The sequence below is a fragment of the Haloarcula sp. CBA1131 genome (genome assembly GCF_008728975.1).
Classification (GTDB): domain Archaea; phylum Halobacteriota; class Halobacteria; order Halobacteriales; family Haloarculaceae; genus Haloarcula; species Haloarcula hispanica.
In genome coordinates, this window is sequence record NZ_RPCY01000004.1 from 542,664 (window position 1) to 563,526 (window position 20,863).

Sequence of the window (20,863 nt, forward strand, 5' to 3'; positions counted from 1 at the left end):
AGAATAAGAGGCCCTTCCGTCGTCCGTCTGGTTCACGAAACAGCATCCGTTGAACTGCCTCCATACGTCCTACCAGAAGTTTGACCCGCTAAAGAGTTCCCCTGTGTTGACTGTAACTGAATTAGCATAGATCACTGCCGAGGATTTTAATAACCCCGGGAGTACGCGACAACAATGGGGTTTACAGAGAAGTTCGATGCTGCAGAACCGACACATAGGCTCGTCTCTCGGGGTCTATCCGGTGTTAAGGACTGGGACGAACTCGGCGCTGTGACAGTCGAGAACCGGGCGATTCGCGTTCTGATGGACTACGGAACCGTTGTCCACCTAGAGCTTGAGCCAAAACACGGTCAATTTGAGACGGTACAACGGGAGCTAGTGCGGGTTCCCGACTCGAAATGTATGTTTGTCCGTTCGGATCACGAATTTCGAGCGTCGCTTCCTGAGGACCGGGTGGTGATTGAGTCAGTACTCGAAATCCCGGACGGTGATACTGACGCGTGGACGGACCGTCTGTTCTACTTCGACGAATTTGCAGTCTTGACCGACCAGTCGTGGCTGTATCGCTCAGTACCGCATGAGACCCATATCCGAGAAATCAACGCGGGTGGACACGAGGGAGTAATTGAGGAATTGAACGAGACACTCGATCCGGTACGAGGGTCGGCTGTTGTCCCGTTTGGCGGGCTTGTCTCTTGGACAACTGACGATACCACGTATGATTTGAAATGGGACTCGCTGTATTGCTCCAATAAAGAGAAGAGCGCATCATATGATTTGGAACGACTGAAGCAGGTGACTGTGCTGTTTTCTGAGGATAGCCTACGTCTCGATTGGAAGCCGGTATCCCAGGAGTCGTTACTTCGTCGAACGGTTTGGCGAGTCCTGAATCCGGAGAGTGCCACTCCACCAGCACACGTCGAGATTCCTGCCGGTGAAGACGGAGAGAAGATACTGGAGGCGTTCCGTCAGCTACGTGAGAAACTTGGATATGAATATAGCGTTGAGACTGCTTCGGATTAGCACTCCTGATCAGTTAGCATCAATAATTGGTTCGTCTGTACTGACCAGTTCATGCCACGAGTAGTTGTCCCAGAGTGGTGCCCTCCGACGGTCGGATTTTGTGGCCCTCTGCTGGCCGAGCGAGTATGGTTCCGCCACAGATCGGTGTCGGCGTGATTGTTGCAACGCTTGAGCAAATCCGTCAACGCGGACACAGCGCTCACACGAACTCCCGAGACTGAGCCAACCTTTCCCGTACGACAAAAATATGACGACTTTGATTCTTTCTGAATGCTTGAAAGTGACATTGCGAAAGTATATATAAGGAATTAATAGTTCCTCCTGTAATCAGTAGAACCACCGATCAGTAGTTCTACCTGTAGGCCGTCCTCAGAACGGCTATCCCATTCTGATGGGCTGGACAAAAGCGCACGCTCATAAACGCTACGAGTCCGAAAAGAAGCAATATTCTCCATAGCGGTTGTCTTTGACCATGACAACAAATCACACAGAAATCCTTCTCCAAGGACTAGAGCAAAACACATGGCGAGCCTCTGTGTTTCTCGTATGTAATACGAAACATCCCTGAGCTTTACTTCAACAAGTTTGGACCATCCCTGATAGCACACTATGGAAATCGGACTACTGTCAAATATATAAGCTAAAACACAGGACAAAGAAACTCTCCGTTTTCATATGTTTGTGACACGACGAACCGACCACCGCTGGAAATTGGCTTTAGAATATCTTGCTGACACATCCCTCTAAACTAAACACTACCAGTTGACCGTCCACAGCAAGCTTACAGTGCTTGCCGTTGAACTCAGTACTTCAGATATAGTAACAATTGAAACGATGTACACACTGATCGCACTGCCGTCGTGCGATCAGGTGCGCATTGATTTTCAATGGCTACTGTCGGACCGTGTCGGGTGACGCTACCGCGGCACCCTTCTACAGCGACAGCTCGACGTGGCCCACAACTCCCAATACTAAGTTGAACCCCTCACAGAAGTACTGGCTCCGGAAAACCCTCTTGACAGATAATAAATAGCAAATCGAAGAATTTTACTTTTAGGCCAGCCTAATCCACTCATGTCGAAGAAGTCTCGAAAGGTCGTGGCTGGAGAATACGACGTTGTTATTGTTGGCGGAGGAGTCGGAGGGATTACAGTTGGTGTTTTTACGAGTCGATACGGACTCTCCACACTAATCCTAGATCGTGGTCGGTCATCACTGGGCCGGATCGCACATCTGGAGAACTTTCCTGGCTTCCCTGGCGGAATCGATACGCCAACATTCCAGAAACTTTTGCACGCACAAGCCGAGCGAGTCGGTTGTGAAATCACGCGTGAGAAGGCTGTAGAAGCAACCCAGACAGAAGACGGCTTTCGTATTGAGACTGAAACGGGTGACGAGTATGCAACTGAATCGCTCGTCGCGGCAGCAAAGTACGGGCGAGAGTGGCTCGAAACACTTGACGAGGGAGAATTTCTGGGGGACGACGGGGGAGTCGATATCAATTGGGAAGAGCACAAACGCTACGGTCGAACATCGGTAGATGGACTCTATTTTGCTGGTCGACTTGGGACGGCTGAGGACCAAGCTGTGGTCGCCGCAGGACAAGCGGGCGAGACTGCGCTCGGACTGATCCATGACGTGCGGCGTGATGAGGGCTTGCCCGAGGATCTCGCAACTCACTACACTGACTGGGTGTTCGTTGAAGGGTCTGTCATCGACGGTGATTGGGAAGCACACGTCCGGAAGGAGTTCCCGGAACGGGTTGGAGACGCCGACCTCTCCGAGGCACGTTTCGATGAGCTACAGTCACAGTACGTCGAGCGGAAGGTGGAGCAAGCGATCTCACCATCCGAACAGCGCAAACGACGTCGGGATGGTCACCGCCATCTCGTAGAGCACATCGACGACGATGCGGTACTTGAACGGGCCGAGGAGATCAAAACGGAACGGTCGTCTGGACTGGACGACGAGCGACAGTAGTTTGAGACCGGACTCTATAGTAGCCATTGAAAATCAATGCGCACCTGATCGCACGACGGCAGTGCGATCAGTGTGTGAACCGTTTCAATTGTTACTATAGAAATCCCCGTTGACGATGTCCGCGACGCGCTGCCGGTCAAACAGTTCCGTGTCGTCCGTCACGTCCCCGAATACGTCGGGGTAAATCTGTTTTGCGGCCTGTTCGGTCAAAAACAGGTTGTGGATCGGTCCCTGATGGAGGTATCCGCCACGATAGACGCGACCGTTCTTGACGGCCGTCAGTTGGCTACCGACCGGATGATCTTCCATATATGCGAGGATGGTATTTCGGAACTCCTCGACCGACATCTCGGCGAAATTCCGGAACAGAATCACGTCCGGGTCCAAATCGAGTAGCCCTTCGTAGTCGAGGTCCATGTTCCCCGTAGTGCTCTGATTCTCGATGTCCGTCCCGCCAAGTGCGTCGCTCACGCCGAGGTCACGCCACTGCTTCTTACTCGTTCCCTGGTCGTTGAGCCGGTACGGTGTGAACTCATCTGGTTCCTGCGTGACACCGTACGTAAGGAAGACATTCGGTCGCTCATCGGCTGTCGGGAGTTGGCTCTGTATGTCCGCAATGAACTCGTCGTGGAGTTCTTTGAACGCCGCATAGCGCTCTTGTTCTTGGAACACCTGTGCGACCTTTTCGAAGGCCTCGTACAACGTGTAGTACCGGTAGTCGTGCCAGTCGTCCGATCTTCGGAAGATCAAGTTCCCCACGAACGGGGCAACGTTCGTGGTGATTTCCTCGATGTCCGACTCATCCCAGTCGAACCAATTAATGAGCATTTGCGGATCGTATAGGTGGACATCGTTGTCAAGTTCGTAGAATTCTTCCTTTGTCCGGACCTCTGGATAACTCTCGATAGGTTCGGTATCGATCTCCACACCTGGTATTTCGTTGTACAGATGTGTGTAGTATCGGTCAGCACCTCCGATACCGGTCATGCCATCGGCTTGGCCCAGTGCGACCCCCATATCAGCGTAGCTACCGTCGTAGGCAATCCATTGATCAGGAGTTGAGTCGAACTCTACCTCACCTATCGGTTCCATCGTTACCGAATAGTTAGTAGATTCAGTAGCGGTCTCAGTTGATTTCTCCGTTGTATTATTGGCCGGAGTGGATTGAGAGTCAGATCCAAATACACCGGCACAGCCCGCCAGCAATCCGCTGCCTGTAGCAACTCCGCCGTACTTGAGGACATCTCGCCGCGTTGGTGTTTCCTGGGAACCGTTATTGCCGCCCATACTTTTAGGCCAGCCTAATCTCACTTAACGTTGGCGTTTTAGGACGGCCTAAAAAGCGTTGTGAGTGGATTCGCTATTTCGACGTAGACCGACTCGTCATCTAAAGTCGAATCCAGTTCGTCATATCCCTCGAACCTCGTAAACAGGTTCCCCTTGCATGGTATTTGATCGCTGTCGAGTAGTACTGAGAGAAGGTCGGAGGTTGCGGGCTCGATCTCCACAAGAGACGCTATCTCTTCGCGGAGAACCTTTAATAGCGTAGTTTCATCAGCAGCCCGGCCGACACCCAGTGCGTTAATCACACCGAATGCATTGTTGATGAATAGATAGTATCTCAGGCAACGGTCAATAATTTCGTCGGAGCAAACGGTTTCTACCCGATTTTCCAGGCCGGGAATCCAGCTATCGACCAGATCGTACCGTGATCTCGGGAAGCAGTATCCACCGTTGTCTCGATAGAACCCTTCCTTTGGCCAGCCGTCCTCATCCAGTCGAACTACAGTGTTTTGCTGATGAGCTTCCAGTCCGACACCAAGCTTGAAGTACGACCACACAACAGGGTGAATTACGGTTCTCAGATACTGACGGAACCACTCACGGGCTACTTTTGACGCCGGACGACCCTCCCGCTGTGCTATTCGCTGGATGATCTGTGAGACCCACGGTGGCTCAGACGGTCGATCCTGACAGAGCGCAACGACGGTAGCAGTATTCTCCGTAGAAATGCCTCTGAATGGGTTTTCTCGAAGAATCATCTCGAACCCCGATTCGCTTCCGGAGCCGACATCGATTGTTGCAGCAGCAGCGTCTGCCAATATCGAGAACTGCGGATGAGCATCACTGAGCCGATCGGCGTACTCTGTAGTGAGAAGCTCGGCAGCGGCGACTGCTAACCGAAGTTTCGACCGCGGTATTGTTCTCTCGGCGTTCGTTATCTCTATGGCTACCGAGGATTTGACCATATAGGGAGTTTCGGGGCTCCATAGCGTCCGAACAGAAGAGGTAGGATAGAATGTGGGACCGAATTCGCCAAGATCGATCAGGTGTCCCGTGTCTATTACATCCGCCACGTATTGTCGTGAGCGTAGGGCGTCAGCCTGCCACGGATGGACGGGAATAAGTAACTTTCCATCGTTGAGAGCAGACTCTGCTCGCTGCGGGATCATACTGTTCGCTTCGCGGAGTCCCGACGAGATCCACTGGGTTGCACTCTCGTCGTGTGCCGACCATTGTGAAACGATCTCGGCATCAGCGGCAAAGTAGTCGAGCTGAAACGAACCACGGAGTTCTGGTGCATACTCGGCAACCTCGTGCTCCGCGATTCCCTCACGGCTCTTTGGAGTCGGATGGAGGAGGTGACCGTAACAGAGCGACTGTTCTGCTCGAATGAAAGTGGGGAGTTTCTCCAAGTGAGCAGCGTTGTCACTGCGTTCACGAATGAATCGCTCTATTTCGCGCTGTGAGACAAGGATACGTCGCAGTAAATCGGTCGCCTCGGTTGTATCTGCTCCCGTTGACAACATAATCTCGCGGCGGATAAACGCAGCCAGCGTTCCAGCGTCTACTGTAGAAGTCTGGCCCTTTTGACGGACGTGTATCGGAAGGTCAAATATGTGTCGACCGGTTTCAGAGTCGTATCGAAGCGCTGCATACACCGCAACCTCCTGTTGTGTGAATGGTACGTAAAGGATGGATTCAGTACTGTGAACCGACACGGGAGCCTCCGCACCGGAAATGATCCGTCCATTACCGGTCTCCCGGTGATAACAGTTCAGTAGTGCATGCAGGGTAGCTGATTCAGCGTGCTCTGCTGGCGTTTTGCAGTTTGCTCCGAGCCCCTGTGACCTCTTCCTGTCGCTCATAATTATATCCCGGCTGTTTCGTCTATCGCCGCTTCGACGGCTTCGGTGAAACGAACGGCAATCTCGTTCACTTGGTTCTGGTCGATAGTGAGTGGCGGCAGGAACCGTGCGACAGCTGAGTCACGGCCACCGGTTTCGATGACGAGTCCGCGATCAAAACACTCCGCCTTCACCGTCGACGCAAGTTCGCTGTTTGGCGGGGGAACCTCTCCATCGTCAGTGTCCACCGTCTGGTCGACAAACTCTACACCGAGCATCAACCCACAGCCACGTACGTCACCGATCGCATCGAAGCGGGCGTTTAGCGAGTCGAGTTCCTCTCGAAGCTGCTCGCCCATCTTCGCTGCGTGCTCGTCAAGGTCGTTTTCTAATACGTGCCGTATTGTTACTCGGCCGGCGGCCATTGCAAGCTGGTGCCCGCGGAACGTTCCGGCATGAGCGCCAGGTTCCCACACGTCGAAATTCTCATCGTAGACAACAAGCGCCAGTGGGAGACCGCCGCCGACCGCTTTCGAGCAGGTAACGATGTCCGGAGTGATTCCTGCGTGTTCGAACGCCCATGTCTCACCAGTGCGGCCCAGACCGGTCTGGATCTCGTCAACGATCAGCGGAACGTCGTTTTCACGCGTCATTCGGCGGAGCTTCCGCAACCACTTGTCGGGTGCCGGATTGACGCCGCCCTCTCCCTGAACGGGTTCGACGATCGCCGCCGCAGGGTCGGTGACGCCGCTCTCGGAGTCAGCGATCACTCGCTCTACAAATCGGCTGATAGATTCGTGTTCACCTGCCTTCAGCCCGAACGGATGACGGTATGGGTCCGGGTATGGTAGGTGGTGGACGCCTGGCATAAGCCCCGGAACTGCCTCTTTCGCATCGGTGTCTCCCATAAGGCTGAGAGAACCATTAGTCATCCCGTGATACCCGCCCTGAAAGCCGAGGACGCTTCGGTTGCCGGTCGCAGTTTTCGCCAATTTCAGTGCGGCCTCGACGGCGTCAGTTCCTGCCGGGGAGCAGAACTGTACTTTTGCCGTGTCCGAGAACTCGTCCGGGAAGCTCTCGAATAGCGCGTCCACGAACGCTTCCTTCTCAGGGGTCGTGATATCTAATGTGTGGAGGGGCCGGTCCTCGGCTAGCACTCGCTCCACCTCCGAAACCACGTCTGGATGGTTGTGTCCGAGGGCTAGCGTCCCGGCTCCAGCCAAGCAATCGATGTACTCGTTTCCGTCGGCGTCGACAAGTATCGCACCTTTGGCTCGTGCGACTGCGAAGGGAAGTGTTCGTGGATACGTCCGCGCGCTGGACTCTCTATTCTCTTGGCTCTGCCGTAGTTGGGTATTAGATTGCTCGTATCTTCGGTGCGGGATTCTCCCTGAACGGCTGGATTCTCGATACATGCGTTTTTTAGGCTAGCCTAAAAACACAAAAGCCTGTCGGGTGATTGAAAAATGGCGGTGAAATCTGACAGCCGGAATTTTATTCTACATCGTTACAGTGAATGAGGTGGCAAGGGTCTGTGTTAAGCGGTAAGAGCCTAATACACGCTTCGTAGGTGCTCCATCTCCCACGATTGTGCGCTGTCGTACGCGAACTGACGCCAGTGACTGCGTTTTACCTGTACATATGTTTCGAACAACGCGTCACCGAGCACGTCCCGCAACACGTCGTCGGACTCAAGTTCGTCAAGCGCCTGGCCAAGCGTCCGGGGCAATCGCTCGACACACTTTTTAGACCGCTCCTCCGCAGTGAGATTCCCTGGATCAACGGAGAGTGGTTCGGGAACCTCCAGACCCCGATCAACACCGTCGTATCCAGCCCCGAGAAGTCCCAGCAAGCAGAGATAGGGGTTCACCGCATTGTCCGCACCACGGAATTCCAGTCGTAACGAGTTCCCACTCTGATCGCCCGCGTTAAGCGCCGGGACGCGAACCAAAGCCTCTCGGTTCTCCTGTCCCCAGCAGACGTACCCTGCTGCACCGTTCTGCGGTCGTAGTCGGGCGTACGAGTTGGCAGTGGGGGCTGCAAGGGCTGTAAGTGCTGGTGCGTGCTCTAGCACACCGGCAATGAATTGCTTGCCTATCCGGCTCAGGCTCCCATCCCCAGAGTCGTAGAACTGGTTCGTCTCCCCGTCCCAGAGTGAAACATGAAGGTGGCAGCCATTCGTCGCGTTATCAAACGGCCTAGGTAAGAACGTGGCCCGGTATCCATCAGATCGGGCGACGCTGTCGACCGTCTCACGAACGAGGACGTGCTCATCGGCCGCACGGAGTCCAAACTGGTGACCTGTCACGATTTCGTGCTTTCCGGGGGCGTACTCTGGATGGTACTTTTCCACAACGACGTCTTGTTCCTCGAGAGCATCGATAGCTCGGAGGATCGTCCCGTGTGTTTCGCGCGTGCTTTCTGTAAGATATGCGCCGGGCGAACCGATAGTCTGGTCGCCGCCTTCTGGGTTCCGCTCAAACAGATGGAACTCGCTCTCGAAGGAGACTCGTGGCGACAAGCCTTTACTCTCGAGGGTGCGCGAGAACGAACGGAGGGACGAACGAGCGTCAATCGTCCAGGGATTCCCGTCGAGCGTTTGTATGTTGCAAAACATGACTCCTGTTCGCTCCGCGTAGGGAAGGGCTCGAAACGTGTCTGGGTCCGGACGGAGCCGAACTTCCCCGACAGTCGTGAGATGACCGTCCTTGTTTCTCCGCCCGACCGCGTTGTACATTTGAATCAACTGTGAGACGGTCGTTCCGTTTTCGATTGCTTCGTCCAGTTTGGCCGTGTCAACAGTTTGCGCGCGAACTGCGCCGCTCTGTGTGACGAAGAGCAACCGAACAAGGTCGATATCTTCCTCTGCACATCGGGACTGGATAGCTGGTTCTTTTGTCATCAGCACTCCTCGATGGGAGATATTATTAGGCTAGCCTAAAAAAGTAGGCGCTGTAGTGTGAAATGCACGATGCTATAGTAACAATTGAAACGATTCACACACTGATCGCACTGCCCTCGTGGATCAGGTGTGCATTGATTTTCAATGGCTACTAGCCGTCCATACAACACACCGTTCTTGCAGGACAAGGTTTATATATAATTTAGGCTAGCCTAAAACTAGGCGATTACGATGTTCGTACTCAGTCACTGCAAGAGCGACAGACGGATTGCAAACACAGACGGGGAGTACAGATAATGGAGTACTCAGACACGGTACGCTCCACATTCGGAAGCGACCACTGGAAGCGGGCGAACGAGGCTATGTTACGGAAGATATTTGCGGAGTTCACCCGCGAGGGCCTTTTAGCTCCGACGGAGACACGGACCGTCCCCGCAGAATCCGACGAGCCCGTCGAGGAGTGGACTCGATACGTGGTACGGTTGACAGATGGTGTCGAGTACCAGTTCGACGCGCATCAGCGCGCGCTCGGAACCTATCGAGTCCGTTGTGACTCGATCATTCGACGTGACGGTATTGCAGGGACTGAGCCGGAGCCGGCAGACGACCCGATTCAGTTCCTGGTCGACGCCCAGGCGTATTTGGGAACCAGCCAGACAACCCTCGCACGCCTCCTCAGAGAGTACTACAACACACTCGTCGCCGACACACACGTTCGCGCGTCGAAAGATAACCGTGAGCGTGAGTCGATTCTTGACCTCCCCTACGCAATGGTCGAAGGAGAACTGGAAGGACATCCCAAGTACACGTATAACAAAGGCAGGGTCGGGTTCGATTACGACGACTACCATAAGTACGCCCCCGAGACGAAACGTAAGCGGACACTCTCCTGGGTCGCGGCACATGAGAATCGGGCCACGTTCACGTCGGTTGTTGGGATCTCACAGAGAGAACTCCTTGAGAACGAGTTGGGGGACCAGTATCAGGCGTTCAGGTCACGGCTTTCGAGTGACGGGCTCGATCCGGACGACTACGTTCTCTTTCCTGTTCACGACTGGCAGTGGACGGACAGCGTTATCCAACTGTTCGCTGGCGACCTCGCGGACGACTTGCTCGTCCCTCTCGGTGAAGGTCCCGATACGTACCTTCCCCAGCAGTCCATTCGTACGTTCTCAAATGTCACAGATCCCGAGAAGAAGCATGTGAAGCTCCCCATACGCGTGCTGAACACCAACGTGTACCGTGGGATACTCGGTGAGCAAGCTGAAGCCGCCCCTCGTGTGACCGAGTTCGTACAGTCAATCCTAGACGACGATCCGTATCTTCGAACCAATTGTAACCTCGTCCTTCCCGGAGAAATCGCAGGTGTGAACTACGAACACCCCAAGTTCAGCCAACTCGAGGACGCTCCGTACCAACTTCACGAGCTACTCGGGTGTGTCTGGCGAGAGAGCGTCACGCCTTCAGTAGACTCCAGCGAGTCCCCGATAGCTCTGGCTGCAGTGTACGAGGATGACTTCGATGGGACGCCGGTCGTGGCAAAACTCGTCGATCGATCGGGGATGACACCGGAGACGTGGCTCACCGAGTTTCTGGAGACTCTGCTGAATCCAATTCTACACTGTCTCTATCGCTATGGTCTTGTATTTATGCCGCACGGTACGAATGTCGTCCTGATACTGGAGGACGACGTTCCCACCCGGATTGCGATCACGGACTTCGTTGACGAGGTTGCGGTCATAGACCGGAACTTCCCTGAACTGATCGAGAAGCTCCCCGAAGAACTCCGCGACGATGACCGATACACGCACAGTATCGTGAAGCGGAAACCACCGATTCTCCTCTGTCATCGAATCGTGGGAACGCTGTTCGACGGTGTGTTCCGGTTTGTCTCTGACGCGCTGGAGCGAACCCACGGACTCACTGAAGCAGCGTTCTGGCAGCACGTTCGGAACACCATCGAAAACTACCACAAAAAGTTCCCGAGATACGAGGATCGGTACGAAGCAATCGACCTTTTTAGACCTCGGTTCCGGAACTACTGTCTCAACCGGAATCGGTTGCTGGATCACGGCTACACGAACACCAATACGCGCCCGAAAGTGCGCCATCACGGTACCATTCCCAACCCACTCGCTGAGTTCACATGATACGCATTGACCAGACTTGCGAGAATCAAGAGTTCAATAGCAGCAGCGTTTTGAACACATGACAGAGGAGAACACAGGCGGGGACGGGTCCACTATCGACGAACTCGGACGGGACATCCAACAGCCTCTCCGTAGTCTGTTCGTTCGATATGGACGGACGAAGCAGCGACGGTTAGCACTCGGATTGTTCGCCAGTGTCGTCTCACGCGGAGCAGGGCTCGTCACGCCGATAGTTCTGGGAACAACCATCGACGCCGTCTTTAACAATGAGGGAGCGTATACACTTCCTCTCGTCCCCAGTGCCTGGTTGCCATCGGACGCAACGAGTCAGTTTTGGCTCTCAGCCTTGCTTGTTGGCGGGTCACTCGTACTGGTCGCTTTGACGGCATGGCTCCGAGACTATATGATGAATGATTTCGCCCACGGTGTTATGTACGATATTCGAGCGGACAGCTACAGGAAGTTCCAAGAGTTAGACACGGTGTTTCAGGAGGAGGTAGACACTGGGGAGGTCATGTCCATCCTGAACAACGACACGACCAATTTGGAACGGTTCTTCGACAACGGACTTCAAGACATGGTACGGATCGGTGTCATGGTGGTCGGAGTTACGGGAATTCTTCTTCATCTCAACTACCAGCTCGCAGTGATTACACTGCTCGCACTCCCGCTTTTCATAGGTTTCACATGGTGGTTCACCCAGGCGGTCGAGCCACGATACGCCGGCTGGCGGTCGTCAGTCGGGCATCTAAACACTCGTTTGCAGAACGCGATCAGCGGCAGCCTGCTCGTCAAAACAGCGCCAGCAAAGGGATACGAGGCTAACCGCATCGATAACGCGGCGAAAGATCTGTACGACGATGCGATCAGTGCAATCAGATTGAGTGTTGTTTACCGGCCTGGCATGCGGTTTTTAACCGGATTGATACTCTTCGCAACGTTCGTCGTCGGAGGAACTTGGGTGTTCACCGGGCCACCAGGTCCGTTAACGGGTGATCTCACTGTCGGTACATTCGTCGTATTTATGTTACTCACCCAACGGCTCACCGACCCACTCGCGAAGCTTTCCGACGTCGTCGACCGGTACGAGAACGCGAAAGCCTCTGGAAAGCGGATCTGTGGACTCCTACGAGCACCCACGTACGTAACCGAAAATCCCGACGCAGCGGTGCTCGACAGCATCGATGGTCACGTCGAGTTCGATACAGTGTCATTCGCTTACGGGACAAATAATCCTGAGTCGAGCGCTGACGAACCTGTACTTGCTGACATCTCGTTCACGCTGAATCCGGGCGAAACCGTTGCACTCGTCGGCCCGACTGGTGCAGGAAAGTCGACGATAGCAAAGCTCCTCTTACGATTATACGATGTGACGAGCGGAGAGATACGAGCGGACGGGCACGATATTCGGGAGGTGACGCTAGGGAGCTTGCGCGAGTCCATCGGATACGTCAACCAAGAGCCATTCCTATTCGATGGCACGGTAGCGGAAAACATTCGATACGGGCAGTCACAGGCGAGTGACGAAGCCGTCCGACAGGCGGCACGAGCGGCACAGGCACACGAGTTCGTCGAGAATCTCCGAGACGGGTACGGGACAGAAGTCGGGGAGCGCGGTGTGAAGCTCTCTGGGGGACAACGCCAGCGAATCGCGCTTGCCAGAGTATTCCTTCAGGATCCGGATGTCGTCGTTCTTGACGAGGCGACGGCAAGTGTTGACACGGAAACGGAACTGCTGATCAATCGGAGTCTGACTGAACTTGCGGAGGAACGCTCCACGATAGCAATCGCGCATCGTCTCTCAACGGTCTGTGATGCAGATCGGATACTGGTCATTGAAGACGGACAGATAGTCGAGCGCGGCACTCACAAGTATTTGCTGGAGGAAGACGGGTTGTACGCGATGCTGTGGAGAATTCAGACTGGAGAGATGGACGAACTCCCCGAGCGTTTAGAGCGTCATGTTGCGACCGACTCTGTCGTAACTAGGTAACCTACCCTACCCAAAACGTCGTGTTTAGTCAAGGGTCAGGTAATTACTCTGGTGATCCGGGTCCGAGATTCTGCTTGGCGATGGGAAGAAATCGAATATCCCGCGGTCGTTGCAATAAGCTTTGGTGGAACTGTCGGCTCACAGGGGCGTTTTTAGCGACAGTGTCTGTTGGAGAAACCGCTAGAAAGAACCATAGAACCGATTAAATCACCACATCTTACAAGTGTACGCTTGTTATATCATGATGGTGGTGTTTATACTTGTAAATTCAGTCTAAATATGTGGGAAATATTTTATGTTATCACATAGCACTGGTGTGGCGTTTGGGTTTATTACACATCGGCCACTGCTTCCCATCCATTACTAGTGCCCGAGAACACCCCGTTTGGGTGCTTTAGCTGTCCCAACCCGGAAGACAAATAATCCAACCGCTAGGTAGGTAACCGCCTGCCCGACCAATACCCCTAGGTCGAATACCGGAAGTTCCCACACGCGGAGTTCGCGCTTCCGTTCATCGGTCAGATAGTCATCAGACACGACTTTGGCACTTGCACTACCCTGCTCGCCAGCGATATCTTGGACGTGTTCCAGTAGATCCTGCGTGGTTCGCGAATACGCATCGTACCAGAACCGCCGGCCCATGTGCGACTTCCGTGCGACGCCGTCGATCTCTTCTGGAACTCGGCCTTCTCGGCAAGGTCGTGGAACTAGCCTGCGATTGTGGCTCCGTCGACGTGGCCGTTTTTCGAGCGTTCCGAGGGGAACAGATAGCCGTCGATGCGGGTGGCTTGTACTGGACTTATGTCTCTACGGTGGTTTGGTAAATATCGCTTTAAAGCACACATCGCTATATGGATTGTTGCGTTGGAAGTTGAGACTACAGTGGGTTTAACAGGACTGTGATCCGTGGTTTCAGCCGAATCAACGAATGGAGACGGATTCAAATTGCTCTCCAAACGGTCGGTCTTGTGTACAGGCAACGAATTCAGAGTGGTTCTGAGGCACCAGCTATAGTAACGATTGAAACGATGTACACACTGATCGCACTGCCGCCGTGCGATCAGGTGTGCATTGATTTCCAATGGTACTATAGTGTAGCCACTCAGACGCCGCGCTAACCCGAACGGAGTACCTCACTTTCCGATTCCATTCTTCTTCAGCAGCGTCAACGTATTATCGACTGTCACAATTGGCGAGTGTGCGTATGCACCGGTCAATTCGACCTGCACGAGTCGCTGTATTAGTCATACAGACAAGACATTTATTTCCTTCTCCAGATACCCTACTCATGAATTATCGATTGGTCCATTCAATCTTTGCCCTCATAGTTGCAGCTTCACTCATCGGTGCTCCAATTACTATGTTGGACTGGAGCCAGGAGGCAGACTTCACTACTGAGCCTATCGAGGAATCCGACATCAATGAAAACAGTCCGGTACTCCAGTATGATAATCTCTCAAACTCCGCGCAAGACCCTGTTCGACGAGCCATCGAATCCCCCGACGGCCATTACACGATTTATGGGCATGAAGACTTTCCGGACCGTTTCTTCTACAGTGATACGATCAACCCCGGAAAGGGTCAGTATGTGATTGCCTATGAGGGGCAGTACTATCGGCTCTTTACGATGTCGGGTGGCGGATTCTTCTTCGTATATTTGGTCTACCAACTGCCGTTCATCATCTATGGGGCTCTCCTCGCCGGAGTTGCGTTCATGCCGTCACAAGGTTGGACCGGAACTCGAACTGAGGCACTTATTACTGTCCCCGGAATCGCGTTCCACCTCCTCGGTCCCGAATTTGACTTCCCTTTGCTTGCCCCAATACAATTCGTTAAACTTGGAGTTATCGCCGTTATTGTCGTCCTGATAGGACTCCTGTGGGCATACATGAGGGAGAGGAACGGCAAGCAGTATATGCGGTAGCCGCAATGAATCGCGACCGGTGGGTCATCCACTCGATCTGCGACCCATTGCTTTGTGCGAGCAGCGTATTCGATAGTGTCTGGTCTTGGTCACTTGAGATGCTCGTAGCCCCAACTCTCCAGTATTGAAGCCACAGTGTCGGGATTCTCTGCCGCCAGTTCGACGAACGCCTCGCGCAGATCCGTCACCGAGACATCTTTTGAGCGCATACCGAGTTCATCGGCCACGTCGCCCCTCACTTGGTCCTCTAATTCGGCGTATTCGTCACGGAGGAACGCGACGTGTTCGTTATCGCGGTCTTCTTTGACCGTCTGTCGGCGAATGACGTACGGGATTTCGTCTGTACTCATGTTGTCGGTGCTATCGCTTTCGGATTCGGACGGAGATTCGGCTGTCGTTTCAGGTGTTGGGTCCGGCGCTGGGTCGTCTTGCTCGTCGGTCGTCTCCTCGGCGAACGGGTCCTCTCCGGGGCCTTCTTTCATGCCCGCCATTTACGCCACCTCCTCGATAGCGCCGGGTTCCGGTGGGTTCGGGGCTTCGATCTCGGCTTGCGCTTCGAGGTAGCGAGCCAATCGGTCGTACTGTGCTAGCGTTTCGACCTCGTAGTCACGTCGACGGTCGCGATGGTCTCGGACATACGTGAACGCCGAGCACTGCTGTGCCCACGACCCTTCCATTAGCGAGGTACGGTCGCCGAAGATTTCTGGTGTCGAGTACGGGATCTCGCTAAGGACGCGCTTCTGGTCGTTCGTCCCTTTCACGCCGACCGGGACGGCCACAAGGACGCCTACATCGATTTCAAGCGTGTCTTCAAGCCCGGAAACGAGCTGTTCCAACCCCTCAACAGCGGCTTGACCCTTCGCGCTCGGTTCGACTGGGATAACCAACGACCGTGTGGCGTTGATAGCGTTGTGTAGGTGTGGGCCTTCCGTTGCCGGCGGGTCACAAATCAGCACATCGTACTCGTCACGAACGCCAGCATCGGCGAGCGTGCTGAGTAACGCGGCGTGAATATTGAACGCATCCCCGACAGCGGCGGCCTGGTCCTGTTCGCGGCGGAGCCAGTCCCCGAGATCGGCGAGTTGGTTGTGTTCAGGGATGACATCGACGCCGTGTTCAGCGGTGACGATGAGATCCTCAAAGTCACCTTTGGGCCGGTTGATCATATGCCGGGCGAGATGATCGATGTTCTTCGAGCGGTCCTTGTCGACGCCAAATAGCCGCGAGAGATTGCCTTCTTGCGGATCTAGTGGGACGACCAGTGGTTTGAGACCGGCGCGGGCGTGTGCGACGGCGAGGTTCGCGGCGGTCGTCGTCTTGCCGACGCCGCCGGCCTCGCTGTAAGTGCTGTATGAGAGCATAGCTGGTTGTTATAGCCTTCAGTTGAAATAACCTATTGATTGATTTTCCTGATTCAAGCAACTTGTTCAACTAACCGATTCAATCAACTGGTTCAATCAATTGGTTCAATCATCTAGTTCAAGAGGCAACACAAATCGACAAAATGCGGTCAGGGCACACCGCTGGCTGGCCGCGTCTGGTCGTCCGGATCGCTGTCACAAGATAGTACCATGGCTTAAGTACACAACCGCACTACAGAGGAGTCGAATGGGTTCGGAGCCGGAGCCGACGCACACGTCGCTGGAGACACTGCAGGAAGCACTCCAAACGGAGCGAATCACCTACGTCGATACGCTGAACGAGGATATCGGCACAGTCGTCGAGAGCGCAGACCAGCTCGCCTTCGATTACGTCGTCGGTGATGTCTCCGACTATGGTGTGTCCTCAAGCGACCACGTCCACCTCGATCTGGTCCACGAGGGTTCGACGATCCACTGCGTGCTCTTTGGGTACAAACGATCGACAATCGACACCACAATCGAGGATGGGATGCAGGTAGCTGTCAAAGGCTCGCTGTCGTACTACGAAGACGGGGGCAACGTCTCCGTCATCGTCGAAGACATCGTGGCGGTCGGTGAGGGCACGTACCAGCAGATCTACGAGCAAAACAGGGAACTGCTGGACTCGGATGGATTGCTCGATCCGGAGCACAAGCAAGCCCTGCCGGACTTTCCAGAACGGATCGGGATCGCCACCAGTGCGACAAGCGATGCCCGGATGGATGCGATCACCAGCGTCCACGAGCGGTATCCCGACGTGGATATCGTCATCCAGAACACGAGCGTTCAGGGCGACGATGCGATGATGTCGATCATGGGTGCGATCAGTGAACTCGATGACGACCCGCTGATCGACGTTATCGTGCTTACTCGCGGTGGTGGGTCCGACAAGCACCTCCGGGTGTTCAACGAAACGCCGCTCTGCCGTGTTATCCACAAAACCGAGACGCCAATCGTAGTTGGGGTCGGCCACGAGAACGACCGAACACTGGCCGACGAAGTGGCCGACAGACGGGTGATGACGCCGACCGAGGTAGGCAACATCGTTCCGGAGCGGACAACCCTTGACGCGGAGCTGGACACACTCGAAGAGCGTCTCAACACGGCCTACACAGCGACCGTCGAGACGACGCTGGAGACGATGGATGACCGACTCACCCACGCCTACAGACGGACCGCCGAATCGGACCTGTCCTCGTTCGAAGGCGAACTCGACCGCGCATACGACACGCACGTTCGCGATGCACTGACCGATCTTGAGAACCGGCTAGAGCAAGCACGCACCCAGTACGATCAGGAGCGGAAACGGAAACAGGAGGCCACAGCCTATCGCCGCCAGCGTCGACGGCTGCTGCTCGTCCTGCTCGCTCTGGGCCTGCTTGTTGTGGCTCTGCTCCTGTACATCCTGCTTCCACTATGAAAGACGAGACAATCGCCGACAAGACCGACCGGCTCGAACAGATTATCGACCAGCTCGAAAACGGAGACGTCTCGCTGGAACGGGCGAACGAACTCCATGCCGAGGGAACGAAACTGATCGCCGAACTCGAATCCGAACTAGCTGTTGGGGACGGCGAGGTTATCGACCGCTGAAGCCCGGTTGAATCCGTTTTGTGCTGTGGTATCCTCCCCCGCGAAAGCGTTCGAGAAGTACACGTCAGGCACAGTCTTCGCTCCGATTAATTCGTCACCCAATCGAGAGAGTCATTGTGCTGCCGGAGATACGTTGGTGCGACGTTGCCGTCCAGCTGGGGGACTGACTCACCAGCTCGGTCGACGATTGTCTGTTTCAGCAGGTCGCTGTCGGTCTCGAAGTCGGGATTGACGTGCAGCCGAGAGTTGCGGTCGATAGTGAATAGTTCGCGGTCGAAAGCTGCGTGGTGAATCTTGCTGAGTGGGAGGACATTGGTGGGATCCGCCCGGTGCTGTGGGTAGTCGCTCCAGGGCAGGACATGAGCGACATCCAACAGCCCGCGGTGGTCAACGCCGGATATCGGGCAGGTCTTATCATACTGGACGAGGACTGTCTCCCGGAACTCCGGATCAACTGCACGGGCCTGAACCGTCGTTTCGTAGGTCGTTACCGTCGGAGTATCTGTGGTAGGTGCATCGGCCTGTGGGGTAGACCCAGCCCACTGCTCGACGGCGGTCTCAACGAACTGGCGGCCCTCATCTGTGAGGGCATACTGCTGGCCGTCCTTGTGGACGAGTCCGAGGCTTCGGAGCCAGTTTGCCCGCTGTTTGGCCATGTCCGTGTTGGCCGGATCCCAGCCCAAGCTTGTATGCGTCTTGAGTTGCTGGTGCCCGATTTCTTCGATTGTCATCGGAGCGGGCACAAGTGAGTACAGCAGGCTCCGGAGGCCGACGTTCCGGCGACACATGATTTCAAGGAGCGTTTCGGTCGTTTGCTCAGCGATGTAGGTGGGACCCTCCGGGCCGAGTCGCCAGTGGTGGCCGTCGCGTTCGATAAAGCCGACATCTTCGAGATAGTCGATCCGGCGCTGTATCGAGTCCCGGCTCGAAACTCGTTCGAAGTGTCCCCGGTGCCAGCCGATGAGTTCATCGGGAGTGGGCTGTTGGTCGTCGACGTACTCGAGGATTGCATTGAGTGTCTTGACGTAGTTCGTTGCGCCGCCGAACATCGGGACGATACTCCGGAGCCGGTCAGGTGGCATCTCTGGCTGGTATTTTGGAGGTCAGTACATGGTCTTTGGGACTACGCGGTCGGGTCACTAGTCAATAGCTGGACCGAAATTGAGTGCATTCCGAGTCTTCAGCGTAGTATTTTTGATAACTGTACTGGAGGGTAGACTCAGCTATAGGCTCGAAAGCGGTTGCAGTACACCCAGACAATCATGGGACTGCTGTGGGTAAACTGCCCTACACCGGGTTCACATCCAGAACAAAACCCTGTATCCAGAGTACTGTGGAAACTACCTGGGTTGGTCAGTCACCGTTTGGATCGACGCCTGGTATTCGAACAGATTTGGGTTACGAAAAGAGCGCTTCTCATCGAAACTCAGCCGCTTGTGAACCCGGCGAAAAGACCGACAGCGATAATTTTGCTTGTGATAAACCAGCGAGTAGATGCCCTCCTCACGACGTCGATTTCTGGGATTAGCCGCCTTGGGAATTACCGGTTCAGCTGACTTCACGTCTCTCGATACGCAGAAACGTATTGGTAGTCAGTCACCCTCCGACTGGCCGATGGGCCGGTACGATCCTCCCGGAACCGGGCACAATCCCGAAGTATCAGGTCCAAAAGACGATGTAGCGGTTGCGTGGACACACCAGGCCCCGGATTGGTTTCGGGGGAGTACCCAACCGATCCGCCGTGGGAAGACGCTATACGTCGGTGGCAACGGACTGCTTGCGCTCGATACCGAGACTGGGAAGCGGCGGTTCAGCTTCCAGGGGCCGTATCACTCAACTCCAGCGATTGCCCCAGCCTCGATCTATCAGACGAAGACACTCGGTATAACCGGGTCAGATGGGGTTTACGGGCTTAACGCCAATGGCGGACGGGAACTTCCCTTCATAGATATGAGCGTCGGCGGCGAGCGATGGATAGGACCGCGATCACCGACGCCCGGTTTCTTCGGGCCGGCCGAGTCAACAACGCCGGTCACTGCGAACGGGACGATATACACGGCACTACCTGGGACGAACTCAATCGTAGCACTGAACCCGAACAGTGGGGAGATCCTGTGGCAACAAACCCATCACAAAGACGAGGCAGTCAGTGGGACGTACAACAGACCCGCGGTGGACGACGGCCTCGTGTTTGTCACCGCGTGGCCACAACAGGCCACTGCGTATCGTGCTGATACTGGTGAGCAACACTGGCACCGTGAACTCGAAGGGATGACAGTTCTGCCGCCAGTGGCGACAGACGAGGGCGTCGTCATTCCGACGCGTGAGTCGGTTCAGTTGCGTACCAGGTCCGACGGCGCACTCCTGTGGGAACGCAACCTTGACGGGAATGTGACCGACAGCACGCCAGCGGTAGCCAACGGGACGATATTCGTTGCCGATGAGCGGGAGGAACTGCATGCGCTTTCGCTGGCAACCGGCGAGACACGGTGGACAGCTCCGTTCGACGGAAAAACGACGCCGGTTGTCGCTGACGGTCGCGTCTACGCTGTGGACTCACTCTGGGCACTGGAGGCGTTCGACGTCGCCACGGGTGAGAAACAGTTCGAGTACCATCCTTCGGAAGTACCCCTCTCGCCACCGATGGTCGGGGATGGTATGCTGTATCTGGCGAACCGTGGCCGAGTTCTCGCACTGGAGGAAGCATAGTGCCCCGAAAAGAGGGGGCTGGAAGCGAAAGGGTGTCTTCACCTGGACACCCATCCCCGAC

The 20,863-nt window shown here is 55.0% G+C and carries 15 protein-coding genes; 8 read left to right on the top strand and 7 right to left on the bottom strand.

The genetic code is table 11. The annotated features are described in order from the left end of the window. Positions 1–174: 174 nt before the first annotated feature. Both Har1131_RS20230 and Har1131_RS20240 read left to right on the top strand, forming a co-directional pair. The gene (locus Har1131_RS20230; RefSeq protein WP_151148345.1) at positions 175–1,023 is read left to right on the top strand and encodes a hypothetical protein; all 849 of its coding nucleotides are present in this window, start codon (positions 175–177) and stop codon (positions 1,021–1,023) included. A gap of 1,290 nt (positions 1,024–2,313) precedes the next feature. Continuing rightward, positions 2,314–3,003 carry an NAD(P)/FAD-dependent oxidoreductase gene (locus Har1131_RS20240; RefSeq protein ID WP_129754850.1) on the top strand — a complete coding sequence of 230 codons (690 nt, stop codon included), beginning with the start codon at positions 2,314–2,316 and terminating at the stop codon, positions 3,001–3,003. A gap of 84 nt (positions 3,004–3,087) precedes the next feature. Here Har1131_RS20240 and Har1131_RS20245 read toward each other — a convergent pair whose 3' ends face one another. The 4 genes from Har1131_RS20245 to glnA2 form a co-directional block, all read right to left on the bottom strand. Further along, positions 3,088–4,290: an ABC transporter substrate-binding protein gene (locus Har1131_RS20245; protein WP_151148347.1), complete on the bottom strand. Its 1,203-nt coding sequence runs from the start codon at positions 4,288–4,290 to the stop codon at positions 3,088–3,090. Positions 4,291–4,328: 38 nt separating this feature from the next. Continuing rightward, entirely contained in the window at positions 4,329–6,152 is a 1,824-nt protein-coding gene (locus Har1131_RS20250; protein ID WP_151148349.1) for an IucA/IucC family siderophore biosynthesis protein, read from the bottom strand. Between the two features lie 2 nt (positions 6,153–6,154). Next, on the bottom strand, positions 6,155–7,546 hold the full coding sequence (locus Har1131_RS20255) for a diaminobutyrate--2-oxoglutarate transaminase family protein (protein WP_014030833.1): 1,392 nt from the start codon (positions 7,544–7,546) through the stop codon (positions 6,155–6,157). A gap of 137 nt (positions 7,547–7,683) precedes the next feature. Further along, positions 7,684–9,033: a gamma-glutamylputrescine synthetase gene (gene glnA2, locus Har1131_RS20260; RefSeq protein ID WP_146418198.1), complete on the bottom strand. Its 1,350-nt coding sequence runs from the start codon at positions 9,031–9,033 to the stop codon at positions 7,684–7,686. A gap of 296 nt (positions 9,034–9,329) precedes the next feature. Between glnA2 and Har1131_RS20265 the strand changes: the two genes are divergently transcribed. From Har1131_RS20265 to Har1131_RS20280, 3 genes are all read left to right on the top strand, one after another. After that, positions 9,330–11,183 (top strand): IucA/IucC family siderophore biosynthesis protein, encoded by a 1,854-nt coding sequence (locus Har1131_RS20265; RefSeq protein ID WP_151148351.1) that lies wholly within the window; start codon positions 9,330–9,332, stop codon positions 11,181–11,183. A 58-nt stretch (positions 11,184–11,241) separates the two neighbouring features. After that, positions 11,242–13,176, top strand: a complete 1,935-nt coding sequence (locus Har1131_RS20270) for an ABC transporter ATP-binding protein (RefSeq protein WP_151148353.1) — start codon at positions 11,242–11,244, stop codon at positions 13,174–13,176. A 1,288-nt stretch (positions 13,177–14,464) separates the two neighbouring features. Continuing rightward, positions 14,465–15,100, top strand: coding sequence for a hypothetical protein (locus tag Har1131_RS20280; protein WP_014030828.1), 636 nt, complete (start codon positions 14,465–14,467; stop codon positions 15,098–15,100). Between the two features lie 89 nt (positions 15,101–15,189). On the opposite strand, the gene Har1131_RS20285 is transcribed toward Har1131_RS20280, so the two are convergent. Then, the gene (locus tag Har1131_RS20285; protein ID WP_225308210.1) at positions 15,190–15,582 is read right to left on the bottom strand and encodes a hypothetical protein; all 393 of its coding nucleotides are present in this window, start codon (positions 15,580–15,582) and stop codon (positions 15,190–15,192) included. A 9-nt stretch (positions 15,583–15,591) separates the two neighbouring features. Beyond that, a complete protein-coding gene (locus tag Har1131_RS20290; protein ID WP_014030826.1) occupies positions 15,592–16,461 on the bottom strand; it encodes a ParA family protein in 870 nt (289 codons plus the stop codon). 247 nt (positions 16,462–16,708) lie between these two features. On the opposite strand from Har1131_RS20290, the gene xseA reads away from it, so the two are divergent. Further along, entirely contained in the window at positions 16,709–17,920 is a 1,212-nt protein-coding gene (gene xseA / locus Har1131_RS20295; protein ID WP_014030825.1) for an exodeoxyribonuclease VII large subunit, read from the top strand. Beyond that, on the top strand, positions 17,917–18,093 hold the full coding sequence (gene xseB, locus Har1131_RS20300) for an exodeoxyribonuclease VII small subunit (protein WP_014030824.1): 177 nt from the start codon (positions 17,917–17,919) through the stop codon (positions 18,091–18,093). Before xseA ends, xseB begins: the two co-directional genes overlap by 4 nt. Before the next feature lie 86 nt (positions 18,094–18,179). Here the strand turns inward: xseB and Har1131_RS20305 are convergent, their stop codons facing one another. Then, on the bottom strand, positions 18,180–19,175 hold the full coding sequence (locus tag Har1131_RS20305) for an HNH endonuclease (RefSeq protein WP_151148355.1): 996 nt from the start codon (positions 19,173–19,175) through the stop codon (positions 18,180–18,182). 868 nt (positions 19,176–20,043) lie between these two features. On the opposite strand from Har1131_RS20305, the gene Har1131_RS20310 reads away from it, so the two are divergent. Continuing rightward, positions 20,044–20,802 (top strand): PQQ-binding-like beta-propeller repeat protein, encoded by a 759-nt coding sequence (locus tag Har1131_RS20310; protein WP_191907524.1) that lies wholly within the window; start codon positions 20,044–20,046, stop codon positions 20,800–20,802. The last annotated feature ends 61 nt before the right edge of the window (positions 20,803–20,863 follow it).